The 21,765-nt window shown below is 72.6% G+C and carries 18 protein-coding genes and 1 pseudogene; 6 read left to right on the top strand and 13 right to left on the bottom strand.

The window, feature by feature from the left end; translation table 11 throughout:
- Positions 1–144: 144 nt before the first annotated feature.
- Both xylA and KUM32_RS25000 read left to right on the top strand, forming a co-directional pair.
- Positions 145–1,308: a xylose isomerase gene (xylA, locus tag KUM32_RS25005; RefSeq protein WP_217144197.1), complete on the top strand. Its 1,164-nt coding sequence runs from the start codon at positions 145–147 to the stop codon at positions 1,306–1,308.
- Between the two features lie 90 nt (positions 1,309–1,398).
- The gene (locus KUM32_RS25000) at positions 1,399–1,842 is read left to right on the top strand and encodes an NUDIX domain-containing protein (protein ID WP_217144196.1); all 444 of its coding nucleotides are present in this window, start codon (positions 1,399–1,401) and stop codon (positions 1,840–1,842) included.
- A gap of 190 nt (positions 1,843–2,032) precedes the next feature.
- Here KUM32_RS25000 and KUM32_RS24995 read toward each other — a convergent pair whose 3' ends face one another.
- Positions 2,033–3,301: an SWF or SNF family helicase gene (locus tag KUM32_RS24995; RefSeq protein WP_217144195.1), complete on the bottom strand. Its 1,269-nt coding sequence runs from the start codon at positions 3,299–3,301 to the stop codon at positions 2,033–2,035.
- Positions 3,298–6,162, bottom strand: a complete 2,865-nt coding sequence (locus KUM32_RS24990) for a DEAD/DEAH box helicase (RefSeq protein WP_217144226.1) — start codon at positions 6,160–6,162, stop codon at positions 3,298–3,300. Before KUM32_RS24990 ends, KUM32_RS24995 begins: the two co-directional genes overlap by 4 nt.
- 279 nt (positions 6,163–6,441) lie before the next feature.
- Here KUM32_RS24990 and KUM32_RS24985 point away from each other — a divergent pair, with 279 nt between their 5' ends.
- Positions 6,442–6,624: a hypothetical protein gene (locus KUM32_RS24985; RefSeq protein ID WP_217144194.1), complete on the top strand. Its 183-nt coding sequence runs from the start codon at positions 6,442–6,444 to the stop codon at positions 6,622–6,624.
- A gap of 233 nt (positions 6,625–6,857) precedes the next feature.
- Here KUM32_RS24985 and KUM32_RS24980 read toward each other — a convergent pair whose 3' ends face one another.
- Together KUM32_RS24980 and KUM32_RS24975 are read right to left on the bottom strand one after the other, a co-directional pair.
- Entirely contained in the window at positions 6,858–7,793 is a 936-nt protein-coding gene (locus KUM32_RS24980; protein ID WP_217144193.1) for a hypothetical protein, read from the bottom strand.
- 140 nt (positions 7,794–7,933) lie between these two features.
- Positions 7,934–8,230, bottom strand: coding sequence for a hypothetical protein (locus tag KUM32_RS24975; protein ID WP_217144192.1), 297 nt, complete (start codon positions 8,228–8,230; stop codon positions 7,934–7,936).
- A 97-nt stretch (positions 8,231–8,327) separates the two neighbouring features.
- Between KUM32_RS24975 and KUM32_RS24970 the strand changes: the two genes are divergently transcribed.
- Positions 8,328–9,224, top strand: coding sequence for an oxygenase MpaB family protein (locus KUM32_RS24970; protein WP_217144191.1), 897 nt, complete (start codon positions 8,328–8,330; stop codon positions 9,222–9,224).
- Here KUM32_RS24970 and KUM32_RS43745 read toward each other — a convergent pair.
- The 3 genes and pseudogenes from KUM32_RS43745 to KUM32_RS24960 all read right to left on the bottom strand — a co-directional run.
- Positions 9,213–9,350: pseudogene (locus KUM32_RS43745) on the bottom strand (PadR family transcriptional regulator); the annotation flags it as partial. The gene KUM32_RS24970 and the pseudogene KUM32_RS43745 overlap by 12 nt on opposite strands.
- 227 nt (positions 9,351–9,577) lie before the next feature.
- Positions 9,578–10,177, bottom strand: coding sequence for a class I SAM-dependent methyltransferase (locus tag KUM32_RS24965; RefSeq protein WP_217144190.1), 600 nt, complete (start codon positions 10,175–10,177; stop codon positions 9,578–9,580).
- Positions 10,178–10,490: 313 nt separating this feature from the next.
- On the bottom strand, positions 10,491–10,919 hold the full coding sequence (locus KUM32_RS24960; protein ID WP_217144189.1) for a PPOX class F420-dependent oxidoreductase: 429 nt from the start codon (positions 10,917–10,919) through the stop codon (positions 10,491–10,493).
- Between the two features lie 106 nt (positions 10,920–11,025).
- On the opposite strand from KUM32_RS24960, the gene KUM32_RS24955 reads away from it, so the two are divergent.
- Positions 11,026–11,445: a roadblock/LC7 domain-containing protein gene (locus KUM32_RS24955; protein ID WP_217144188.1), complete on the top strand. Its 420-nt coding sequence runs from the start codon at positions 11,026–11,028 to the stop codon at positions 11,443–11,445.
- Between the two features lie 211 nt (positions 11,446–11,656).
- Here KUM32_RS24955 and KUM32_RS24950 read toward each other — a convergent pair whose 3' ends face one another.
- Together KUM32_RS24950 and KUM32_RS24945 are read right to left on the bottom strand one after the other, a co-directional pair.
- The gene (locus tag KUM32_RS24950) at positions 11,657–12,523 is read right to left on the bottom strand and encodes an acyl-CoA thioesterase II (RefSeq protein ID WP_217144187.1); all 867 of its coding nucleotides are present in this window, start codon (positions 12,521–12,523) and stop codon (positions 11,657–11,659) included.
- A gap of 19 nt (positions 12,524–12,542) precedes the next feature.
- Positions 12,543–15,056, bottom strand: a complete 2,514-nt coding sequence (locus KUM32_RS24945) for an RNA helicase (protein WP_217144186.1) — start codon at positions 15,054–15,056, stop codon at positions 12,543–12,545.
- A gap of 144 nt (positions 15,057–15,200) precedes the next feature.
- On the opposite strand from KUM32_RS24945, the gene KUM32_RS24940 reads away from it, so the two are divergent.
- Positions 15,201–15,995 (top strand): metal-dependent hydrolase, encoded by a 795-nt coding sequence (locus KUM32_RS24940; RefSeq protein WP_217144185.1) that lies wholly within the window; start codon positions 15,201–15,203, stop codon positions 15,993–15,995.
- A 72-nt stretch (positions 15,996–16,067) separates the two neighbouring features.
- Here KUM32_RS24940 and KUM32_RS24935 read toward each other — a convergent pair whose 3' ends face one another.
- The 4 genes from KUM32_RS24935 to KUM32_RS24920 form a co-directional block, all read right to left on the bottom strand.
- Entirely contained in the window at positions 16,068–16,340 is a 273-nt protein-coding gene (locus KUM32_RS24935) for a type B 50S ribosomal protein L31 (protein ID WP_217144184.1), read from the bottom strand.
- Between the two features lie 63 nt (positions 16,341–16,403).
- A complete protein-coding gene (locus KUM32_RS24930; protein WP_217144183.1) occupies positions 16,404–16,874 on the bottom strand; it encodes a DUF5709 domain-containing protein in 471 nt (156 codons plus the stop codon).
- A gap of 572 nt (positions 16,875–17,446) precedes the next feature.
- Complete coding sequence (locus KUM32_RS24925; RefSeq protein ID WP_217144182.1) at positions 17,447–19,228, bottom strand: ABC transporter ATP-binding protein; 1,782 nt, start codon at positions 19,226–19,228, stop codon at positions 17,447–17,449.
- Entirely contained in the window at positions 19,225–21,168 is a 1,944-nt protein-coding gene (locus tag KUM32_RS24920) for an ABC transporter ATP-binding protein (protein ID WP_217144181.1), read from the bottom strand. The genes KUM32_RS24925 and KUM32_RS24920 overlap by 4 nt, the downstream gene beginning before the upstream one ends.
- Between the last annotated feature and the right edge of the window lie 597 nt (positions 21,169–21,765).

Below are 21,765 nucleotides of genomic sequence, written 5' to 3'. Positions count from 1 at the left end.
GGTTCCACGGGCCTGTGTGACCCGGACGTCACTCCTTCGGGGACACCTTGTCCCTTCCCAGGACCGTGTGTGCATACTAATTTGTAAAGCGCCATGACGAAATAGTCGGCAGCGAGTGATCGGCAGCGAGTGAGGAGCCGCGGAATGAACTACCAGCCCACTCCCGAGGACAGGTTCACGTTCGGTTTGTGGACGGTCGGCTGGCAGGGCCGTGACCCGTTCGGTGATGCCACCCGGGCGGCGTTGGACCCGGTGGAGTCGGTGCAGCGCCTGGCCGAGCTGGGTGCGTACGGCGTCACGTTCCACGACGACGACCTGATCCCGTTCGGGTCGAGCGACACGGAGCGGGAGGCGCACGTCAAGCGGTTCCGGCAGGCATTGGACGCGACCGGCATGAAGGTGCCGATGGCGACGACGAACCTGTTCACGCACCCGGTGTTCAAGGACGGCGCGTTCACGGCGAACGACCGGGACGTGCGCCGGTACGCGCTGCGCAAGACCATCCGCAACATCGACCTCGCGGTCGAGCTGGGCGCGAGCGTGTACGTCGCCTGGGGCGGCCGGGAGGGCGCGGAGTCCGGTGCGGCCAAGGACGTGCGGGACGCGCTCGACCGGATGAAGGAGGCCTTCGACCTGCTGGGCGAGTACGTCACCGAGCAGGGCTACGACCTGAAGTTCGCGATCGAGCCGAAGCCGAACGAGCCGCGCGGTGACATCCTGCTGCCGACGGTGGGACACGCCCTGGCGTTCATCGAGCGGCTCGAGCGGCCGGAGCTGTACGGGGTGAACCCGGAGGTCGGACACGAGCAGATGGCGGGGCTGAACTTCCCCCACGGGATCGCGCAGGCGCTGTGGGCGGGCAAGCTGTTCCACATCGACCTCAACGGCCAGTCGGGCATCAAGTACGACCAGGACCTGCGCTTCGGCGCGGGTGACCTGCGGGCCGCGTTCTGGCTCGTCGACCTGCTGGAGCGGGCCGGGTACGAGGGTCCGCGGCACTTCGACTTCAAGCCGCCGCGGACCGAGGACCTCGACGGCGTGTGGGCGTCGGCGGCCGGCTGCATGCGCAACTACCTGATCCTCAAGGACCGGGCGGCAGCCTTCCGTGCCGACCCGCAGGTGCAGGAGGCCCTCGCGGCGGCCCGGCTGGACGAACTGGCCCGCCCGACCGCCGAGGACGGCCTCGCAGCGCTGCTGGCCGACCCGACCGCGTACGACACCTTCGACGTGGACGCGGCCGCCGCACGCGGCATGGCCTTCGAGCACCTCGACCAGCTCGCCATGGACCACCTCCTCGGCGCCCGCTGAACCCACCGCACCGCTGGGTGAACGCTCCGGCCCCCTCCGAGTCACGGACGGGGGCCGGAGCCCGTCCGGCCGCCTGGCAGGATGGCCCGCATGAACCAAGAGAACGGAGTGCCGGTCGACCGGGCCCCCGGTGCGGGAGAGCCGCTGGCCGTCGTGGCGGCGGCGATAGTCCAGCAGGGACGTCTGCTGGTCGTGAGCAAGCAGGCCGCCCCCGAGGTCTTCTACCTGCCCGGAGGCAAGCCCGACGCGGGCGAGGAACCGCTGCGGGCCCTGCACCGCGAGCTGGACGAGGAACTGGGCGTCGAACCCCGCGAGCCCCGGCTGCTGGCTCGGATCGAGTCGGTGGCGGCCCTGGAGGGGGTACCCATGCACCTGACGCTCTTCGAGGCGCGGATCGACCGACTGCCCCGGCCCGCGGCGGAGCTCGCCGACATGAAGTGGGTCTCCGGACACGAAACCGATGTCCGGCTCGCCCCGGCGGTCACGGACCACGTCCTCCCCATGCTCCGGCAGCGCGGCTCCATGGCACGCTAGGACGCCACCGGATCGTCGGCCACGTGTCCGGCAGCCACCGACTCGCCGCGGCCGGGCCGGGGACGGATCTGGTGGGGGCGAGCGGTGCGCGCAACAGCGCTCGCCCCGCCCGCCGTCCTCCGGTGCCGATATCGGCGGTGGCGACACCGGCCCGCGCAGCGGCGGTGGCGGCCCCGGCCCGCGCCGAGGATCAGGCTTCGTCCCCGGCCGTGAGCGCCGCCGAGACCAAGGCGGTCGCCGGGTCCTGCGACGCGCCGCCCACGGGGACCCAGCGACCGCGCTCCTCGCGGTACGGCCACCAACGGCCGTCCCGGTCGAGACGGATCTGGTGCGGCGTGCCGACGACGGTCCACCGGTTGGCCCGGGCTTGGAGCGACGGCCGTTCGCCCCCGTCCCAGGCCGACTCCAGCACCGCACGCGCGCGTGCGAGCGCTTCGCCCTCCACGGTCCACTCCTCCTCCAGCACGGACAGGGCGGCGCCGCCCCCGAGCCGCCACGCGCGGACAGCGACGGCCAGCTCCTCCGGAGAGCGGCCCGAACCGTCGCCGAGACGGTGCAGTACGGCCGGTCCCGGATCGCCCGCGGCCAGACGTACCGCGTCCCGCGAGGCGGTCGGCTCCAGGTCCACGGTCTGCCGGCCGTGTCCGCTCCGCAGTGCTTCGGCGAGCAGGCGGTGCGCCTCCGTCGCGGCCTGGGAGGCCAGGAACGACAGGGCGGCCGGGTCGACACCGGGCGGGGGCGCCGTCTCGGTGTCCAGCGACGGCGGAACGCCCGGCCCCTCCTCCAGGACGGGCGGGGCGGGCAGCGGTGGGAGCACGTGCCCCGCCGCATAAGCCTCGGCGGCCTCCACACCCTCCGGACGGGAGGAGGCCGCATCGGTGGGTGCCTCGCCGTGCGCCTGGAGGGCGTCGAGCACGACGCTCTCCTCACGCCCCCGCATCAGCAGCAGGACGAAGGGGTCCTGGTCCAGCAGCCGGGCGACCTGGTAGCAGAGTGCCGCGGTGTGCCCGCAGTGGTCCCAGGCCCCACAGTCGCACTCCGGTTCCAGGTCGCCCAGGCCCGGCAACAGGTCGATGCCGGCGGCCGTGGCGTCCTCCACCAGGTGCGGCGGCATGTCCCGGTCCAGCAGGGCCGCGACATGCCCGGACCGCTCGACCGCCATGTCGACAAAACGATCCCACTGCGCATCCGACAGCTTCTCCCACAGGACGTCGGCCCGATGCGCCGTGCGGTCCCGGTCCTGGACCACCGCGGTGATGCGACCCGGCCGCACCGACACCGCACCGACCGCTCCCGCGCGCGCGAGCCTGCGGCCCGTCTTCACCTGCCCCGCGTCCATCGCCGCGTCCTCCAGCGCCTTCAGCCACGCCCTGCCCCACCAGGTCTGGGCGAAGCTCCGCCCCGGCAGAGGCGGTAGCGCGGCGAACGTCCGTTCCGGATTTCCGTCGTGCCGGGTCATCGCGTTCCCCCTCGCAGCTCGACCAGATCGGCCAGTTCCGCGTCCGTCAGTTCCGTGAGCGCCGACTCGCCTGCCCCCAGCACCGCGTCGGCCAGTTCCCTCTTGCGGTGCAGCAGCGCGGCGATGCGGTCCTCGATGGTCCCCTCGGCGATCAGCCGGTGCACCTGCACGGGACGGGTCTGGCCGATGCGGTAGGCGCGGTCGGTGGCCTGGGCCTCGACGGCGGGGTTCCACCATCGGTCGTAGTGCACGACGTGCTCCGCGCGCGTGAGGTTCAGCCCGGTACCCGCCGCCTTCAGCGACAGCAGGAAGACCGGGACCTCACCCTCCTGGAACCGCCGCACCAGCGACTCCCGCGCGGTGACGGACGTTCCGCCGTGCAGGAACAGCGAGGGCACCCCGCGGTCGGCCAGGTGTTGCTCGAGGAGGCGTGCCATCTGCACGTACTGCGTGAACACCAGCACGCTCGCTTCCTCGGCGAGGATCGTGTCGAGCAGTTCGTCCAGGAGCTCCAGTTTCCCCGAGCGGCCCGTGATCGTCGGCCGGTCCTCCTTGAGGAACTGCGCGGGGTGGTTGCACACCTGCTTGAGGCTCGTCAGCAGTTTCACGATCATGCCCCGTCGCGCCATGCTGTCCGCCCCGGCGATCTCCGCGAGCGCCTCGCGCACCACCGCCTCGTACAGCCCCGTCTGTTCCGCGGTCAGGGACACGGGGTGGTCGGTCTCGGTCTTCGGCGGCAGCTCGGGCGCGATCCCGGGGTCCGACTTGCGGCGGCGCAGCAGGAACGGTCGTACGAGCCGTGCCAGCCGCTCCGCCGCCGCCGGGTCCTGACCGCCCTCGACGGCCTGTGCGTAGCGCCTGCGGAAGGTGCCGAGCCGGCCCAGCAACCCCGGGGTGGCCCAGTCGAGGACGGCCCACAGTTCCGAGAGGTTGTTCTCCACCGGAGTGCCGGTGAGCGCCACGCGCGCGCGTGCGCCGATGGTGCGCAGCTGCCGCGCGGTCTCCGAGTAGGGGTTCTTCACGTGCTGGGCCTCGTCCGCCACGACCATGCCCCAGGGCACCGCGGCGAGCCGTCCGGTGTCCAGGCGCATCGTCCCGTAGGTGGTGAGTACGAACTCGCCGTCGGCGAGGTCCTCCAGGTCGCGTCGCGTGCCGTGGAAGCGGCGTACGGGCGTGCCGGGCGCGAACCGCTCGACCTCCCGCTGCCAGTTGCCCATGAGCGAGGTCGGGCATACCACCAGGGTGGGCCCGGCGGCGGACGCGTCGGTCTGCCGGTGCAGGTGCAGGGCGATCAGGGTGATGGTCTTGCCCAGACCCATGTCGTCGGCGAGGCAGCAGCCCAGGCCCAACGACGTCATACGGGCGAGCCAGCCGAGGCCGCGCCGCTGGTAGTCGCGCAGCGTGGCGTCGAGGGCGGCGGGCTGTGCCACGGCGTCCTGAGCCTCCGGATCGGCCAGCCGGTCGCGCAGGGTGGCCAGCCATCCCGTGGGGCGCACCTCCACGTGGCGCCCGTCGACCTCCGTCGAGCCCGTCAGGGCCGCGGCGAGCGCGTCGACGGGCGTGACCTTGCGGTCCTGCCGGGCGCGGGCGCGGTGCGCCTCGGCGGGGTCGACGAGAACCCACCGGTCGCGCAGCCGCACCACGGGGCGACTGGCCTCGGCGAGCAGATCCAGCTCCTCTCGCGTCAGCCGCTTGTCGCCCAGGGCGAACGACCAGGTGAAGGCGAGCAGTGCGTCGGCGGACAGCAACGACGGGCCGGCGTCCGAGGAGCCCGTGCGCGCCCCCGGCTCGTCGTCGGGCGGCCCGACCTCCGCGCGGACGGTGAGGTCACGGGACAGTTCTCGTGGCCAGTGCACGTCGACGCCCGCGCCGGCGAGAGCCCGTGAGCCCGCACCGAGGAGTTCGGTGACCTCTTCGTCGGCGAGTTCGACGGTGTCCGGAACGGCGGCCGACAGCAGCGGCGTGAGCGCCGGCCAGGCCCGCGCCGCACGGCGGAGTGCGAGCAGGGTGTCCATCCGCGCGCGCGGGCCGAACGCGTCGTCCATGGTGCCCGCCCACACCTCGGCGGTGTCCGCGACGAGCGCGGGATCGCTCACACTGTGCACCTGGAGCACGGCCCGGAACGCCGGCGGCGTGTCCTCCTGGTGCGTGGCCGACAGGCCCCGCACCTCGACGCGCAGTGACAGCCGTACGCCCGTGTCATGTCCCGCGGCGACGTCGGCGGCCCACGTGCGCAGCTCGGGCACCCGCTGAGGCTCCGGCGACGCGAAGGCCGGCCCGGCCGTCACGAGCTCGGCCGCGGGGGAGCGGGGCAGTGTGTCGGCGACGGCGTCCAGGAAGGCGCGCACGAGTTGTTCCGGGCCGGGCAGCCGCGGGGGTTCCTCGTCGACCGGGACGGCGTGCGCCTCCGGCGGCATGGCGGCGGCGAGGTGGCGGACGCGCTCGGTGTCCTCCGCGCGCAGCGGACCCGTACGCCACGCGTCGTGGTCGGTCACGGACAGACCGGGCAGCAACAGCCCGCGCGCCACGAGGTGCAGGGCCTCGACGGCGACCGCGCCCCAGAACACGGCGGCCCGGTGGCCGTCCGTGTGGACCCGCGCGCGGGTGAGGACCGGCAGGGCGGCCCGCAGCGGCAGCAGGACCGCGGGGACGCTCACCTGCTTCACCCCGTCGCCGTCGGGCAGTACGACCGTGAGGTCCTCCACGGACCCCGACGCGACGGCCCCCGGGACCTCGCCGTCGGCCCGCCAGAAGGCGACACGGCCGGTCCGTGCCGGGTCCCCGGGGAGGAACACGGCGCAGTGGCGGACGAGTTCGGAGATCTCGGAGGGCGTGGGCGGGAGATGGGTCTGCGCAGCGATGATGTAGTCCTCAAATTTGACTAGCCAGGGACGCGAGCGCCGATGTTACATCAGTCCCCGGACCGCAGGGTGTGTTCTGTCTATGACGTAGGTCACTATGCGGTGTGGGTGCTTCCTCTGGACGGACCGCCGACGGGCTCTCCGGGGCACGCGGACGGCTTCTCCGGGGCACGTCAGGGTACGGACTCCGGGACGTCTCAGGGTTCCGGACGGAACCGCCGGGAGCGCGGGCCCGTTTTCAGGACAGAGAGCGGCAGTGGCCGCGAAGGAGGCGACACCATGTCGAAGAACGCCAAGATCGCAGCAGGGGGTGTGGCGGCCGGCCTCGTCCTGCTGATCTGGCTGCCCTGGTGGGCGGCCCTGCTGATAGTTCTGGGGGTCCCGGCCGCCGCGTACCTGACTCTGGACCCCTCGCAGCGGCGCAGGCTGCGCCGCGTCACGCGGAAGGAGATCGGCCGCTGAGGTTCCGATGCCATGTCGCGGCCGTCGCTGACGGGGAGCGGGACTGACACATCGCCGTTCGCGGTCTGCCGACCGTGTGAACCGCGGGCGGCGGGGTGCCCCGCCCGCCTGCTCGGCCAACCTCGCAGGGGCGGAAGCCAGGGCGAGTAGGGGCCGGGCAGGGCATGGGGCCGAAGACAGTCCGGCCTCAGCGTTCGCGCCCTCCCGTGGGGAACCCTTCCGCAGCCTCCCGGTCAGCTCGGGCGTACGGCCATCCTGTCGAGGGCGTCCAGGAGCCCGGGCAGCGACGGTCCACGGCCCACGGGCACGACCTCGCCGGGTTCCTCGTCGAGCAGGATGAAGGCGATGTCGTCGGTCCTGGCGACCAGCGACCAGCCGGGGCCGTCGGCACGCAGCGTCCGCGCGTCGCCCGGAGCGAACGACGACCGGACCCGGCCGAGCGGCGGGGGCGTGTCGACATAGGCGCGGGCCTCCGCGAGTACTCGCCGGACACGGCCTCGCCCGGAGGAGCCCGTTGCGGCTTCGCCCGTCGCACCGGTCTCCGTGGCCTGGTCCGCGGCACCGGACTCGGCACCCTGGTCCGCGGCACCGGTCTCCGCGCCCCCTTCGGCGCTCGAGCCCTCCGCCGGGGCGTCCGCCGTCCGCGAATCCTCAGCCGCCACAGGGAAGTTCGTGTCGTCGACCTGCTCCCGCCACCGGGCCCACTGGAGCGCGATCTCGTCGGCCCCCAGGCGCCGCTGCGCGGGACCCCAGACGGTGGTGTCCGGCGGCGACAACGCGGGCCGGCCCGCGGACCCGGGGTCGGGATCGTGCGGCGCGGGGACGCCGGGGGCCGCCACGGCGACCGCGAGGGGCCAGCCGGGCAGCACGGCGACGACCGTACGCTCGTCGGGCGACAGGTCGTACTCCATGCCGCAGTCCCAGGACGCGACGGCGACGGCCACCAGTGAGACGTCGTCGACGGCGACGGTCCACCGGGCACCGGCACCGTCCTGGCCGAGCACCAGCCCGTAACCGTCGGCCAGTGGTGGGAGCCCGAGCGCCGCACACGCCTCCGGATAGTCGTCGCCCAGCACACTCGGGAACTTCGCCGGCGTCAGCAACACCGCCGTGAGCACATAGAGCGCATCGTCCGCGGCGGCGACGGTGTCCTCGTCCGTCCCGGCCATCCCTGCCTCCCCGTCGGCTCGGTCCAATGGCGCGCACCCTAGTGCGGCCGGGAAGGCCTTGTCACGACTCCCCGACGCACCCGAGCTGCGGCTGCCCGGCCGGGCGCGGGCGAGTCGAGCACGTGCGCCGGACGGGCACTTCACGTCACCGGCAGCCCCAGGAGGGCACGCGCCACATCCCGCGGAGACTCGTCGCGCTCCCGCGCGAGGGTGAGCACGGCCCGGCACGCCAGCTCGTTCACCCCGAACGACAGGGCTTCCGGCGACACCCAGCCCGCCGCCTCGTCCATCCGTTCCCGATCGTCGTCCGCACACGCCGAGACGTAAGCGGCCGCCGCGTCGAACAGATTGTGCGAGCGCGCCTCCCCTCCCGTTCGTCCTTCCGCGCGCCGAGCGGCGCGAGATCTGGCCCAAGCCTCGCGGATCCTGCCGAACAAGCTGACCACCCTCCCCTGGCGATTTCCCCGGCCCACCGTGCATCTCGTCCCGCTCAACGTAGAGTTGAAGCTTCCGCAAGAGAAGGGGACCGCCACGGTGAAGCGCTTCGACCGATTGGAACGGATCCGGCGGATGGACCCGCACGAGGACGCTTCGGAGATCTACCGGCTGTCCTCGGCCTACGAGTTCCCCTGGGACTTCGCCCGCGCCCTGGAGCTGGCCCTCTACCGCACCTACGCCGTGCCCAGCATCGGCGGACTGCTGGCCCGGACGGCGGAGTTCACGGACCGTCCGCAGAAGCGGTACGACGACACGGCGCTGCTGCTCGACGCCGTCGTCGAGCACGGCTTCGGCAGCGAGCAGGGCCGTACGGCCATCCGGCGCATCAACCAGATGCACCGCAGCTACGACATCACCAACGACGACATGCGCTACGTCCTGTGCACGTTCGTCGTCATCCCGAAGCGCTGGATCGACACCTTCGGGTGGCGCAGGATGTCACGCCACGAGACCATCGCCTCCGCCGTCCACTACCGCACCCTGGGACGGCACATGGGCATCAAGGACATTCCCGAGTCCTACGAGGAGTTCGAAGCCTGCCTCGACGCCTATGAAGAGGCCCACTTCGCCTGGGACGAAGGGGGCCGCCGGGTCGCCGACGCCACACTCGACCTCATGACCTCCTGGTACCCGCGCCCCCTCGCCCCGCTCCTGCGCACCGGGACGCTCGCCCTGCTCGACGAACCGCTCCTGCGGGCGTTCCGGTACGCCCCGCCGGGCCCCGTCACCCGCGCGACCGTGCGCCGCGCGGTGTGGCTGCGTGGACGCGCGGTCCGCCTGATGCCGCCGCGGCGAGCCCCGCACCACGCCCGGCAGAACCGGGAGATCAAGGGCTACCCGAACGGCTACCGGCTGGCGGAGCTGGGCACCCGCCCCGTCCCGGGCGTACGGGGCTGCCCGGTCCGGCACATCGACACCCCAGCCGCCGAGTGACCGGATCGTCTCCCGCAGTCGGCTGAGTCCGGCCCGGGAGGTGGCGCGGGCGACGGTCAGCACGCCACGCCGGAAGGGACCGTCCAGTTCTCCGGCGCGCGGCGGCCGGTCACCGACGTAGGGGAAACGGCCTCGGCCCCCTGCGGGCGGCGGCGGTGCGACTGGCCGACCCGCGCGCCCTGCACCGTTCCGCCGTCGGAGCCCGTGATGCGCGACCTCCTCGAGGGACCACCGGTCGACCGTCCCGGAGGCCGCGGGCGCGCGTGTGGTGACCGTGCCGGGAGCCGGGCACGACGTCATGTCCGACCGCCCCGACGTGTTCACGGCGGCGGTCGCGGGACGGCACCGGGCGGTCAGCCCTCACGGACCGCCAGCACCAGGAAGCGGACGTCCTCGTCGACGTACGACGTCATGCGCCACCCGGAACCGGCCAGCAGCGGCCGGAGGTTCGGCTCGGCACGCAGGTCGTCCGGCGTGATCCGCCGCCCTTGCCGGGCCGCGAGCGCCGCCCTCCCGATCGGGTGGAACAGTGCCAGCACCCCGCCGGGACGCACGACGCGCCTCAACTCCCGCAGATTCCCGGAGGGATCGGAGAGGTGCGCGATGAGACCTGCCGCGAACACCGCGTCGAGCGACCTCGACCGCAGCGGCAGCGCGGCGACGTCGGCCAGCAGCAACCCTCCGTCGCGGTCCCTCCCGGCCCGTACGGCGGCCTGGAGCATGGCGGGTGTCAGATCGGCCCCGAGGACCACCCCCGAAGGTCCCACGGCGGTGCGCAGCGGGGGCAGGGCACGCCCGGTGCCGCAGCCCGCGTCGAGCACGCGATCCCCCTCCCGCAGCCCCAGCTCGGCGACGGCGGCCGCGTAGGCGGGGCCGTCGTCGGGGAACCGGCTGTCCCAGTCGGCGGCGCGGGCGCCGAAGAACTCCCGGACGTGTGCGTGGTCGTCGCTCATGCTCCGCATGATCCCCCAACGGCACGGAGGGCGCCGCAGGACGTACGGCCGAATCCGACGCGATCGTTCCAGTGCCTGTCCGCGGCACAGGGCAACGGCTCTCGCAACTTACCTCCCGTCGTGCGCCCTTGCCGGTACGGGAGTCCCGCGGGCACGGGACACCTGGACCACGCCGCCCTCGGCCGGCCGGCCCCCGACCGCGACTCGGGAAGGAGAGGTGTTGCTCCGGCTCGTCGAGTACGCCGGGCGGATGCGCACCGCCCGGCTGCCCGACTCCGTGCGCCGACCGGACCGGCGACCAGCACGGCAGGCCTCAGTCCGCCACCGCCTTCTGGGCGAGAACCTTCTCGACGGTGACGCGGACGACGAGCTCACCCGGCACGCCGTTGCGGGCTCCGAACTCCTCGGCGCGTTCCTCGCCCATGTAGCGGGCCGCGATGCGGGTGGCCCAGTGCCGGAGGTCGTCGGGATCCTCGGAGAGACGCGCGCGCCCGTGCAGCACGACGTAGTCGAAGGGCGGCCGGTCGTCGTCCACGCACAGGGCGACCCGCCCGTCACGGGCCAGATTGCGTCCCTTCACGGTCTCCTTGCCGGTGTTGAACACCACCTCGTCCCCGTCCAACAGGAACCAGAGCGGTGCGACGTGCGGGCTGCCGTCCGCGCGGACGGTCGCGAGCTTGGCCGTGCGGGTGCCGTCCGAGACGAACGCCCGCCATTCCTCATCGGTCATCTTCTGTGCCATGCCCCCATCCTCCTTGCCCGGAGCACGGACGTGGTGAAGGCTGGCGGGCAGATCCCCCGGCCAGGGGGAGACCACGCATACGGGGACGACACGGGGAGACCGGATCATGGTGCAGAACCAGGGACTCGGCTGGCTGCTGGACGACCTGACCGAGCGCGTCGAACACGTCAGGCACGCACTGGTCCTGTCCAACGACGGACTGGTGACGGGAGCCAGTACGGGCCTGCGGCGCGAGGACGCCGAGCACCTCGCCGCCGTCTCGTCCGGACTGCACAGCCTCGCGAAGGGCTCGGGCCGCCACTTCGGCGCGGGTCAGGTACGGCAGACGATGGTCGAGTTCGACGACGCGGTGCTGTTCGTCACCGCGGCGGGCTCGGGCAGTTGTCTGTGCGTGCTCAGCGGAGCCGACGCCGACATCGGACAGATCGGGTACGAGATGACACTGCTCGTGAACCGGGTCGGCGAGCACCTCGACGTCGATGCCCGGCAGCCGGGTCGAATACCGCCCATGGAGCACCGCTCGTAGAGCACCGCCCATAGAGCCCTGACCTGGGCATTCGATGCTCGCGTAAGGGTGGCCGCGAAGTTGTCCGCAGGCTCGCCACGGTTGTCGCGCCGGCGGCTACGGTCCTGTGTCAGGCGGGCGAACCGGTCCGCCCGCGGCCGCCGGCCCAGGGCGCGCCGGGCTCGGCGGCTCCGCGGTCCGCTCGGCCGACTGCGGAGCGAAGGCACGTGACCTACAGAGCTCGGAACAGGCCCTCCTGGACGACGGACACCAGCATGCGGCCCTCCCTGTCGTAGATGCGCCCGCGCGCCAGCCCCCGACCACCGGTCGCGATCGGCGACTCCTGGTCGTACAGGAACCACTCGTCCGCGCGGAACGGCCGGTGGAACCACATGGCGTGATCCAGGGACGCCATGTCGAAGCCCCGCGGACCCCACAGCGGTTCCACCGGGATGCGCACCGCGTCCAGGAGAGTCATGTCACTGGCGTAGGTCAGGGCACATGTGTGCACGAGCGGGTCGTCACCGAGCGGCCCGACCGCGCGCATCCACACGGCGCTGCGGGGCTCGGCGTCCTTGACTTCCTCGGCGCTCCAGCGCAGGCGGTCGACATAGCGGATGTCGAACGGCTGGCGACGTGCCATCCGCTCCAACTGCTCGGGCAGCGCGCCCAGGTGCTCCCGGATCTCGTCGGCGACGGTCGGCAGGGACTCGGGATCCGGCACCTCGCGGGCCGCGGGCAACTGGTGCTCGAAACCTCCCTGCTCGGCCTTGTGGAAGGAGGCGGTGAGATTGAAGATCGTGCGGCCCTGCTGCACGGCGGTGACCCGGCGGGTCGTGAACGACCGGCCGTCCCGCACCCGTTCGACCTGGTACACGATGGGCACCCCGGGCCGCCCCGGGCGCAGGAAGTACGCGTGCAGCGAGTGCACCGGGCGGTCGCCCTCCGTGGTGCGGCCCGCGGCGACCAGCGCCTGGCCCGCCACCTGGCCGCCGAAGACCCGCTGCAGCGACTCCTCGGGACTGCGGCCACGGAAGATGTTGACCTCGATCTGCTCCAGGTCGAGCAGGGAGACGAGGCTCTCGGCCGGGTTCGTCATCGGTGGGATTCTCCTGTGCTCACAGCTGGCCGACATCGGTGACGCGGACGACCGCCCGCCCCTCCGCGTCGGAGGCCGTGAGGTCGACCTCCGCGCTGATGCCCCAGTCATGGTCGTCGTTCGGGTCGTCGAAGATCTGCCGCACACGCCACAGGGCGTTGCGCGGTTCCTCCTCGATGACCAGCAGTTTGGGACCGCGGGCGTCGGGACCGGTGCCGAGGTCGTCGTACTCGTCCCAGTACTTGTCCATCGCCTCGCCCCAGGCGTCGGCGTCCCAGCCGGCGTCGGCGTCCATCTCGCCCAGCTCCTCGACCTGGTCGAGGGCCGCGAGTTCGACCCGGCGGAACATGGCGTTGCGGACCAGGACGCGGAAGGCACGTGCGTTGGCGGTGACCGGCCGCACCTGGTCGGCCTTCTCCTGGGCCTCCTCGGCGGTCATCTCCTCCGGGTTCGCGAGCTGTTCCCACTCGTCCAGCAGGCTGGAGTCGACCTGGCGCACCATCTCGCCGAGCCACTCGATCAGGTCCTGGAGGTCGTCGGACTTCAGGTCGTCCGGGACCGTGTGGTCGAGGGCCTTGTAGGCGCTCGCGAGGTAGCGCAGCACGATGCCCTCGGTGCGGGCCAGTTCGTAGTGGGAGACCAGCTCCGTGAAGGTCAGCGCACGCTCGTACATGTCCCGGATCACCGACTTGGGCGACAGCGGGTGGTCGCCCACCCAGGGGTGGCTCCTGCGGTAGGTGTCGTAGGCGTGGAAGAGCAGTTCCTCCAGTGGCTTGGGGTACGTGACGTCCTGGAGGCGCTCCATGCGCTCCTCGTACTCGACGCCGTCCGCCTTCATCGCGGCCACGGCTTCACCGCGCGCCTTGTTCTGCTGGGCGGCGAGAATCTGCCGCGGGTCGTCCAGTGTGGACTCCACGACGGACACCATGTCCAGCGCGTAGGACGGCGACTCCGGGTCCAGCAGCTCGAACGCGGCCAGCGCGAACGTGGACAGGGGCTGGTTCAGCGCGAAGTCCTGCTGCAGGTCCACCGTCAGACGCACGATGCGCCCCTCGGTGTCCGGCTGGTCGAGTTTCTCGACGATGCCGCCGTCCAGCAGGGAGCGGTAGATGGCGATCGCCCGCCGGATGTGCCTGAGCTGCTGCTTGCGCGGCTCGTGGTTGTCCTCCAGCAGGTGCCGCATCGCCGTGAAGGCGTTGCCGGGCCGGGCGATCACCGACAGCAGCATGGTGTGCGTGACGCGGAAGCGGGACGTCAGCGGCTCCGGCTCGGAGGCGATGAGCTTCTCGAACGTGTTCTCCGACCAGGCCACGAAGCCTTCGGGAGCCTTCTTGCGGACGACCTTGCGCCGCTTCTTCGGGTCGTCGCCCGCCTTGGCGAGCGCCTTCTCGTTCTCGATGACGTGCTCGGGCGCCTGGGCGACGACGAAGCCCTCCGTGTCGAACCCCGCGCGCCCGGCCCGGCCGGCGATCTGGTGGAACTCCCGGGCCCGCAGCGTGCGCACCCGGCTGCCGTCGTACTTGGTCAGGGCCGTGAACAGCACGGTGCGGATGGGGACGTTGACACCCACGCCGAGGGTGTCCGTCCCGCAGATCACCTTCAGCAGGCCGGCCTGGGCGAGCTTCTCCACCAGCCGCCGGTACTTGGGCAGCATCCCGGCGTGGTGCACGCCGATGCCGTGCCGGACGTAGCGGGAGAGGTTGCGGCCGAACTTGGTGGTGAAGCGGAAGTTGCCGATCAGATCGGCGATCCGCTCCTTCTCCTCGCGCGTGCACATGTTGATGCTCATCAGCGCCTGCGCCCGCTCCACGGCCTGGGCCTGAGTGAAGTGCACGATGTAGACGGGGGCCTGCCGGGCCGACAGCAGATCGGTGAGCGTCTCGGTGAGCGGCGTGTAGCGGTACTCGTAGGAGAGCGGCACGGGACGGATGGCCGAGCGGACCACCGCCGTGGGCCGGCCGGTACGGCGCGCGAGGTCCTTCTCGAAGAAGGAGACGTCGCCGAGCGTGGCCGACATCAGGACGAACTGGGCCTGTGGCAGTTCCAGCAGGGGGATCTGCCAGGCCCAGCCGCGGTCCGGTTCCGCGTAGAAGTGGAACTCGTCCATGACGACCTGGCCGATGTCCGCGTGCCTGCCGTCCCGCAGGGCGATCGACGCCAGGACCTCGGCGGTGCAGCAGATGACGGGGGCGTCGGCGTTGACGGAGGCGTCGCCGGTCAGCATGCCGACGTTCTCGGTGCCGAAGAGTTTGCACAGCTCGAAGAACTTCTCCGACACCAGCGCCTTGATCGGCGCCGTGTAGAAGGTGACCTCGTCCCGGGCCAGGGCGGCGAAGTGCGCGCCTGCCGCGATCATGCTCTTGCCGGAGCCGGTGGGCGTCGACACGATCACGTTCGCGCCGGACACCACCTCGATCAGCGCCTCCTCCTGATGGGGGTAGAGCGCGAGTCCGCGTTCCTGGGCCCACGACTCGAAGGCTTCGTACAGGGCATCGGGGTCGGCGGTCGGCGGCAGCTGGTCGATGAGGGTCACGCCCCCATCTTGCCTGGCCTCGGCCCTGATGGGGGAATCGGCTGTCCGCATGAAGATCACGAAGGCTACGCTGGGTCACCGACGAGGCAGCAGCGAACCGGACAACTGGACAGCGGCGCACGAGGAATGGGGCGGGCAACGGCGATGATGGGACCAGCACACTCACTGTCGGGGGCCGCGGCCTGGCTCGGCGTCGGGGCCGCGACCGCCGCCGCGGGGCACCCGATGCCCTGGCCGGTACTGCTGGCCGGTGCCCTGATCTGCGCGGGCGCGGCGCTCGCCCCGGATCTCGACCACAAGGCGGCCACCATCTCCCGGGCGTTCGGGCCGGTCTCCCGCGGGCTCTGCGAGATCGTCGACAAGCTGTCGTACGCCGTCTACAAGGCCACCAAGAAGCAGGGCGACCCGCGCCGCTCCGGCGGCCACCGCACGCTGACGCACACCTGGCTCTGGGCGGTCCTGATCGGCGCGGGCACTTCGGTACTGGCCATCACGGGTGGCCGCTGGGCGGTCCTGACGATCCTCTTCGTGCACATGGTGCTGGCGATCGAGGGCCTGCTGTGGCGGGCGACCCGCGGGTCCAGCAGCGACGTGCTGGTCTGGCTGCTGGCCGGGACGAGCGCGTGGATCCTCGCCGGGATACTCGACAAGCCGGACGGCGGCTCGGACTGGCTGTTCACCGCACCGGGCCAGGAGTACCTGTGGCTGGGGCTGCCGATCGTGCTCGGCGCGCTGGTGCACGACATCGGCGACGCACTGACCGTCTCGGGTTGCCCCATACTCTGGCCGATACCGGTGGGCCGCAAGCGCTGGTACCCCATCGGCCCGCCGAAGGCGATGCGGTTCCGTGCGGGCAGCTGGGTGGAGCTGAAGGTGCTGATGCCGGCATTCATGGTGCTCGGCGGGGTGGGCGGCGCCGCGGCGCTCAACTTCATCTGAGGGCTCCCGGCGGACCGGAACCGTCCGCGTCCCGCGGGCGGCACCGGCTCCCCGGTCGTGCGCCGGGGCCGCTCACCCGGTCCCGTCGGTGTCCCGGCCCTCGCCGCCTCCGTAGCGCCGCTCGAAGCGCGCGACACGGCCTTCCGAGTCCACCGTCCGTGCTCTGCCCGTGTAGAAGGGGTGGCTCTCCGAGGAGATCTCCACGTCCACCACCGGGTAGGTCTCCCCGTCGTCCCACGCGATGGTCTCGTCGCTGTTCGCGGTGGACCGGGTGAGGAAGGCGTACCCGGCGGCGCGGTCGCGGAAGACGACGGGCCGGTAGTCGGGGTGCTTGTCCTGCGGCATGGCGGCTCCTCGTACGGCGCGGAACATGGGCGCGACGGCGCGGGAACACCGCCGCGGGTGGTGTCAGCCGGGCAGCGAGTCCTCGTCGACGACGTGCATCGCGGCCTCTTCGGCGGAGGCGGCCGCGCCGTCGATGCCCACGTCCATGGCGACCAGCGCCGGCTCCTCGTCCTCGTGCGCTCCCTCGTCGGGTGCCACGAGCCGGCCGGAGCGGTCCGTGCCGACCTCGTTGTCCAGCAGTTCGCCGTCGGTGTCCTCGGAGTCGCCGAGGCCGTCTCCGTCGGCTGCGATCACGTCCGGCTGCTCCTCGGTCAGCCGCTGGTCCAGCGTCTCGCCCCGGTGACGTTCGCCGGCCGTCACGCCGGTGTGCTCCACCGCCCAGGGGCGCTCGGGCGGGGACCAGCCGCGGTCCAGGGGATCGTCGACACCGTCGTACTCGAGGGTGTCCTCCGCGTCGAGCAGCCCGGTGTCCTCCCGCTGCTCGGAACCGTCGGGCTGGTAGACGTCATCTCCCCATCCGTCGACGCTGTTCACGGGTACCTCCAGGGGGTGGGGACGGGCCCCTTCTCACCGTGCACCGCGGCGGGCCGCCGCTGCACGGGGCACAGGCGTCGCCCGTCACCGGGCCACACGGCTCCCGGGCCTTCCCCGAGCCGGTGCCTCCTCCCAGCCTTCCACTCCCGTTCGGGACCACGCAACGGCACGGAGCCGAGCCGGGTACCCCGCGGCACTCCCGGCCCGCATTCACACCCCGGCCGGCCAGGGCCCGGGGCCCGGCGGGCACCGGTGGCAGCAGGTCGGTGACCGATGGTGGGCCACCGGTCACCGGCTCGGTCCGGTCAGGCACCGGGCGGCATCCCGCCGGCACCGTCCGACCGCATGCGGGCCCCGCCGACCGGACATGGGCGCCGGCCGACCGGACGCGGACCGGACCCGGCCGAGGCCGGGCGGACCCGACCTCGGTGCGGCCGGACCCGGCCTCGGTGCGGCCGGACGGAGCCGGCCCCGGTCGGCCGGGTGCGGGTCCGTTCCGCGATCGGCCGAGCCCGGTCAGGGCCCGGCCGGTGTCGACCGGTCCGTTCCGATGGCCGACGGGCGGGTCCCGGTCAGCCGTGCCACGACCGCCACAGCGCCGCGTAGGCGCCGTCCGCCGCGACCAGTTCGTCGTGGCTGCCCAGCTCACTGATCCGGCCGTTCTCGACGACCGCGATGACGTCCGCGTCGTGGGCGGTGTGCAGACGGTGGGCGATGGCGATGACCGTGCGACCGTCCAGGACCCGGGCCAGGGACCGCTCGAGGTGGCGCGCGGCCCGGGGGTCGAGCAGGGACGTCGCCTCGTCCAGCACCAGAGTGTGCGGGTCGGCCAGCACCAGGCGGGCCAGCGCGATCTGCTGGGCCTGCGCCGGTGTGAGCGTGAAACCGCCCGAGCCGACCTCGGTGTCCAGGCCGTCGTCGAGCCCGCGTGACCAGTCGTCCGCGTCGACCGCGCCCAGCGCCGCCCACAGCTCGGCGTCGGTGGCGCCCGTCCTGGCGAGGCGGAGGTTGTCGCGCAGGGAGCCCACGAAGACGTGGTGCTCCTGGTTGACCAGGGCGACGTGGGAGCGGACCCGTTCGGCGGACATCCGGGACAGTTCCGCGCCGCCCAGGGTGATCGTGCCTTCCCGGGGACCGTAGATACCGGCGAGGAGCCTGCCCAGCGTGGACTTGCCGGCACCCGAGGGGCCGACCAGGGCGACCCTCGTGCCGGGGGCGACCTCCAGCGACACCTTGCGCAGCACGTCCACGCCTTCGACGTAGCCGAAGCGCACCCCGTCGGCGTGCACGTGCCGTCCCTCGGGAGCCAGCGAGGAGTCCCCGGCGTCCGGCTCGATGTCCCGCACGCCCACCAGCCGCGCCAGGGACACCTGGGCCACCTGGAGCTCGTCGTACCAGCGCAGGATCAGGCCGACCGGGTCGACGAGCATCTGGGCGATCAGCGCCGCCGTGGTCAGCTGACCGACCCCGATCCAGCCCTGCAGGACGAACACGCCGCCGATCAGCAGGACGGAGGCGAGCACGGTCACGTGGGTGACGTTGATGACCGGGAAGAGCACCGACCGCAGCCAGAGCGTGTAGCGCTCCCAGGCCGTCCACTCCTTGATCCGGCGCTCCGAGAGCTCGATGCGGCGGGCGTCCAGACGGTGGGACTCGACGGTGCGCCCGGCGTCCACCGTCTCGGCGAGCGCGGCCGCCACGGCGGCGTACCCGGCTGCCTCCGAGCGGTAGGCGGCGGGAGCGCGCCGGAAGTACCAGCGGCAGCCGATCACCAGCAGCGGCACCGCGAGCAGCACCACGGGCGCCAGCGGCGGCGCCGTGACCACGAGTCCGCCGAGCAGCAGCACCACCCACACGACACCGATCGACAACTGGGGCACGGCCTCGCGCATGGCGTTGGCGAGCCGGTCGATGTCCGTCGTGATCCGGGAGAGCAGGTCACCCGTGCCGGCCCGCTCCAGCACGCCGGGCGGAAGCCCGACCGACCGGACGAGGAAGTCCTCGCGGAGATCGGCCAGCATCCGCTCGCCGAGGACGGCTCCGCGCAGCCGTACCTCCCGCACGAACGCCGCCTGGACGAGGAGCGCGAGCACGAACAGCGTGGCCGTGAGCCCCAGGTGCAGTTCGCGTGCGCCGTCGGACACCCGTTCCACGAGCCCGCCCAGGAGGTAGGGACCCGCCATCGAGGCGATCACGGCGACGGTGTTGACAGTGACGAGGAAGAGGAACGCACGGCGGTGCCGGCGCAGCAGTTCTCCCGCGTAGGCGCGTACGGTCGCGGGCGCGCCGACGGGCAGGGTGCTCGCCGTCGTGGGGGCCGCCGGGTCGTACGACGGTGGCGCGACGCCGATCATGCCGTCTCCTCGATCTCTTCCAGTCGGTGCAGTACGTCGTCGTCGCCGAGGGCGTTGTCGTCCGGGGCCCTCCCGGCGTGCAGGCCCCTCTCACTGTTCAGGCCCCTCCCACTCTTCAGGGCCTTCTCGCTGTTCAGGGGAGCCTCGGCGGGCGGGGCCTGCTCCGCTCCGTCGCCGGCCTTGTCCCCGTCCCGGTGCTCCGCGGCCTCCTCGTCCGTCTCGCGGGTCACCACCGCGCGGTACCGGGGCTCGGTGTGCAGCAGGTCCCGGTGGGTGCCGACCGCGGCGACCTCGCCGTCGTGCAGGAAGACGATCCCGTCCGCCCGGTCCAGCAGCAGGGGCGACGAGGTGAACACCACCGTCGTGCGTCCCGCGCGCAGGGTCCGCACGCCCTCGGCGATCCGTGCCTCGGTGTGCGAGTCCACGGCGGAGGTGGGTTCGTCCAGGACGAGCGCCTCGGGGTCCGTTATCAAGGACCGGGCGAGCGCGAGCCGCTGGCGCTGGCCGCCCGACAGTGAGCGGCCCCGTTCGGTGATGCGGGCGTCCATCGGATCGTCGGCGCCGAGCGACCCCTGCGCGAGCGCCGCCAGCACGTCCCCGCACTGGGCCGCGGACAGTGCCTCCGCGGCGCCGACGGCACCGGACGCGGGCACGTCGAGCAGCTCACGCAGCGTGCCGGAGAGCAGTACCGGATCCTTGTCCTGGACCAGGACGGCGGTGCGGGCGGTCTCCAGCGGCAGCTCGTCCAGCGGCACCCCGCCCAGCAGGGCCGACGTGCCCTTCTCCGAGGGGTGTCCGCCGAGACGTTCCGCCAGGCGGCCGGCCGCGTCCGGATCGCCGCACACCACGGCTGTGAACCGGCCCGCCGGCGCGAGGAGACCGGTGGTGGGGTCGTACAGGTCGCCGGTCGGGACGTCGGCCGCGCGTGACCCCGCGGTGTCCGTGGCCCGTTCCAGCGCCAGCACCCGTGCGGCCCGCTTGGCCGAGGGCCGGGAGAAGGAGTACGCCATGGCGATCTCCTCGAAGTGCCGCAGGGGGTAGGTGAGGATCATGACGGAGCTGTAGACGGTGACGAGCTCACCGACGCCGATGCGGCCCTCGCGGGCCAGATGGACGCCGTGCCAGACCACCGCGATCAGCAGCAGCCCCGGCAGCAGCACCTGGATCGCGGAGATCAGGGACCACATCCGCGCGCTGCGCACGGCCGCGTGGCGCACCTCCTGGGAGGCGTCGCGGTAGCGGTCCAGGAAGAGCTCCTCGCCGCCGATGCCGCGCAGCACGCGCAGCCCGGCGACGGTGTCCGAGGCGAGTTCGGTGGCGCGGCCGGCCTTCTCGCGCTGGACGTCGGCCCGCCGGGTGGCCCGGGGCAGGAGGGGCAGCACGGCGAGGGCCAGCACCGGCAGACCCAGGATCACGACGACGCCGAGCGCCGGCTCGTAGACGACCAGGGTCACGCAGACCAGCACGATGGTCAGTGCCGCCGCGGTGAAACGGGAGACGGCCTCCACGAACCAGCCGATCTTCTCGACGTCGCCGGTGGAGACGGCCACGACCTCGCCCGCCGCGACGCGACGGGTCAGCGCCGAACCCAGCAGGGCGGTCTTACGGGCCAGCAGTTGCTGGACGCGGGCCGCGGCGGTGATCCAGTTGGTGACGGCGGCGCGGTGCAGGAAGGTGTCGCCGAGCGCGTTGCCCGCGCAGCACAGCGCCATCAGGCCGCCGGCGAGGGCGAGCCGCGTGCCGGAACGGTCGACGACGGCCTGGACGGCGAGACCGACGCAGAAGGGCAGGGCGGAGACGGAGGCGAAGTGCAGCAGGCCCCAGGCCAGCGACTTGAGTTGTCCACCCAGCTGGTTCCGGAAGAGCCACCACAGGAATCGGGGGCCCGAGCGTGCGTCCGGCACGCCCGGGTCGGGAAACGGAAGGTCTTGGATCTGCATGGCGTCCCAGTGGCTCGTGTCAGGGGTGCCGTTGCACACGGCATCAAGAGGCTGCAAACCGTGAAAGGTTCGCGTCGCGGCAGGCCCAAAATCAAGCGGTTTTCCGTGGTGGGGTACGAATCCGGCTCCCGGTGGCGGGTGCGAGGACGGACGGATGGGTACGGGTGGTGCACGGCGTGCGGCGGCAGCGGTGGTGGTCCCTGGAATCCCGCTGACGGCGCTGTCCGCCTGCGGCGGCCCGTCCGGGAGTCCCGCGGACGCCGGAGCGAGCCGGCCGGCCGGCGGACCGGCGGTGGCCGGCCCCACGGCCCGCCCCGCGGCCGGCCCGACGCGGATCCCCGGCGTCGGCGACCGGCTCCACGAGCGCATCCCGGCCGACTCGCGCCAGGTCGTGGCGGTGTACGGCGACGGACCGGACTCCGCCGACTCCACGGTCGTGCCGTACACGAAGCAGGGCGGAGGAATCTGGCTGCACATCGACCGGCGGCAGCGGTACGTCGGCCTGGGTCAGCCTGCCCGAGTCCGCGATGGGGTGTCTGCCGCGCACGCTCGGCCGGACCGGCATCCGGTGGTGGTGATGGGGGACAGGGCGCAGGG

The organism is Streptomyces sp. AC627_RSS907, from assembly GCF_019049165.1.
The sequence above is the reverse complement of the archived record's forward strand: the minus strand, read 5'-3'. Positions and strand labels throughout refer to the sequence as shown.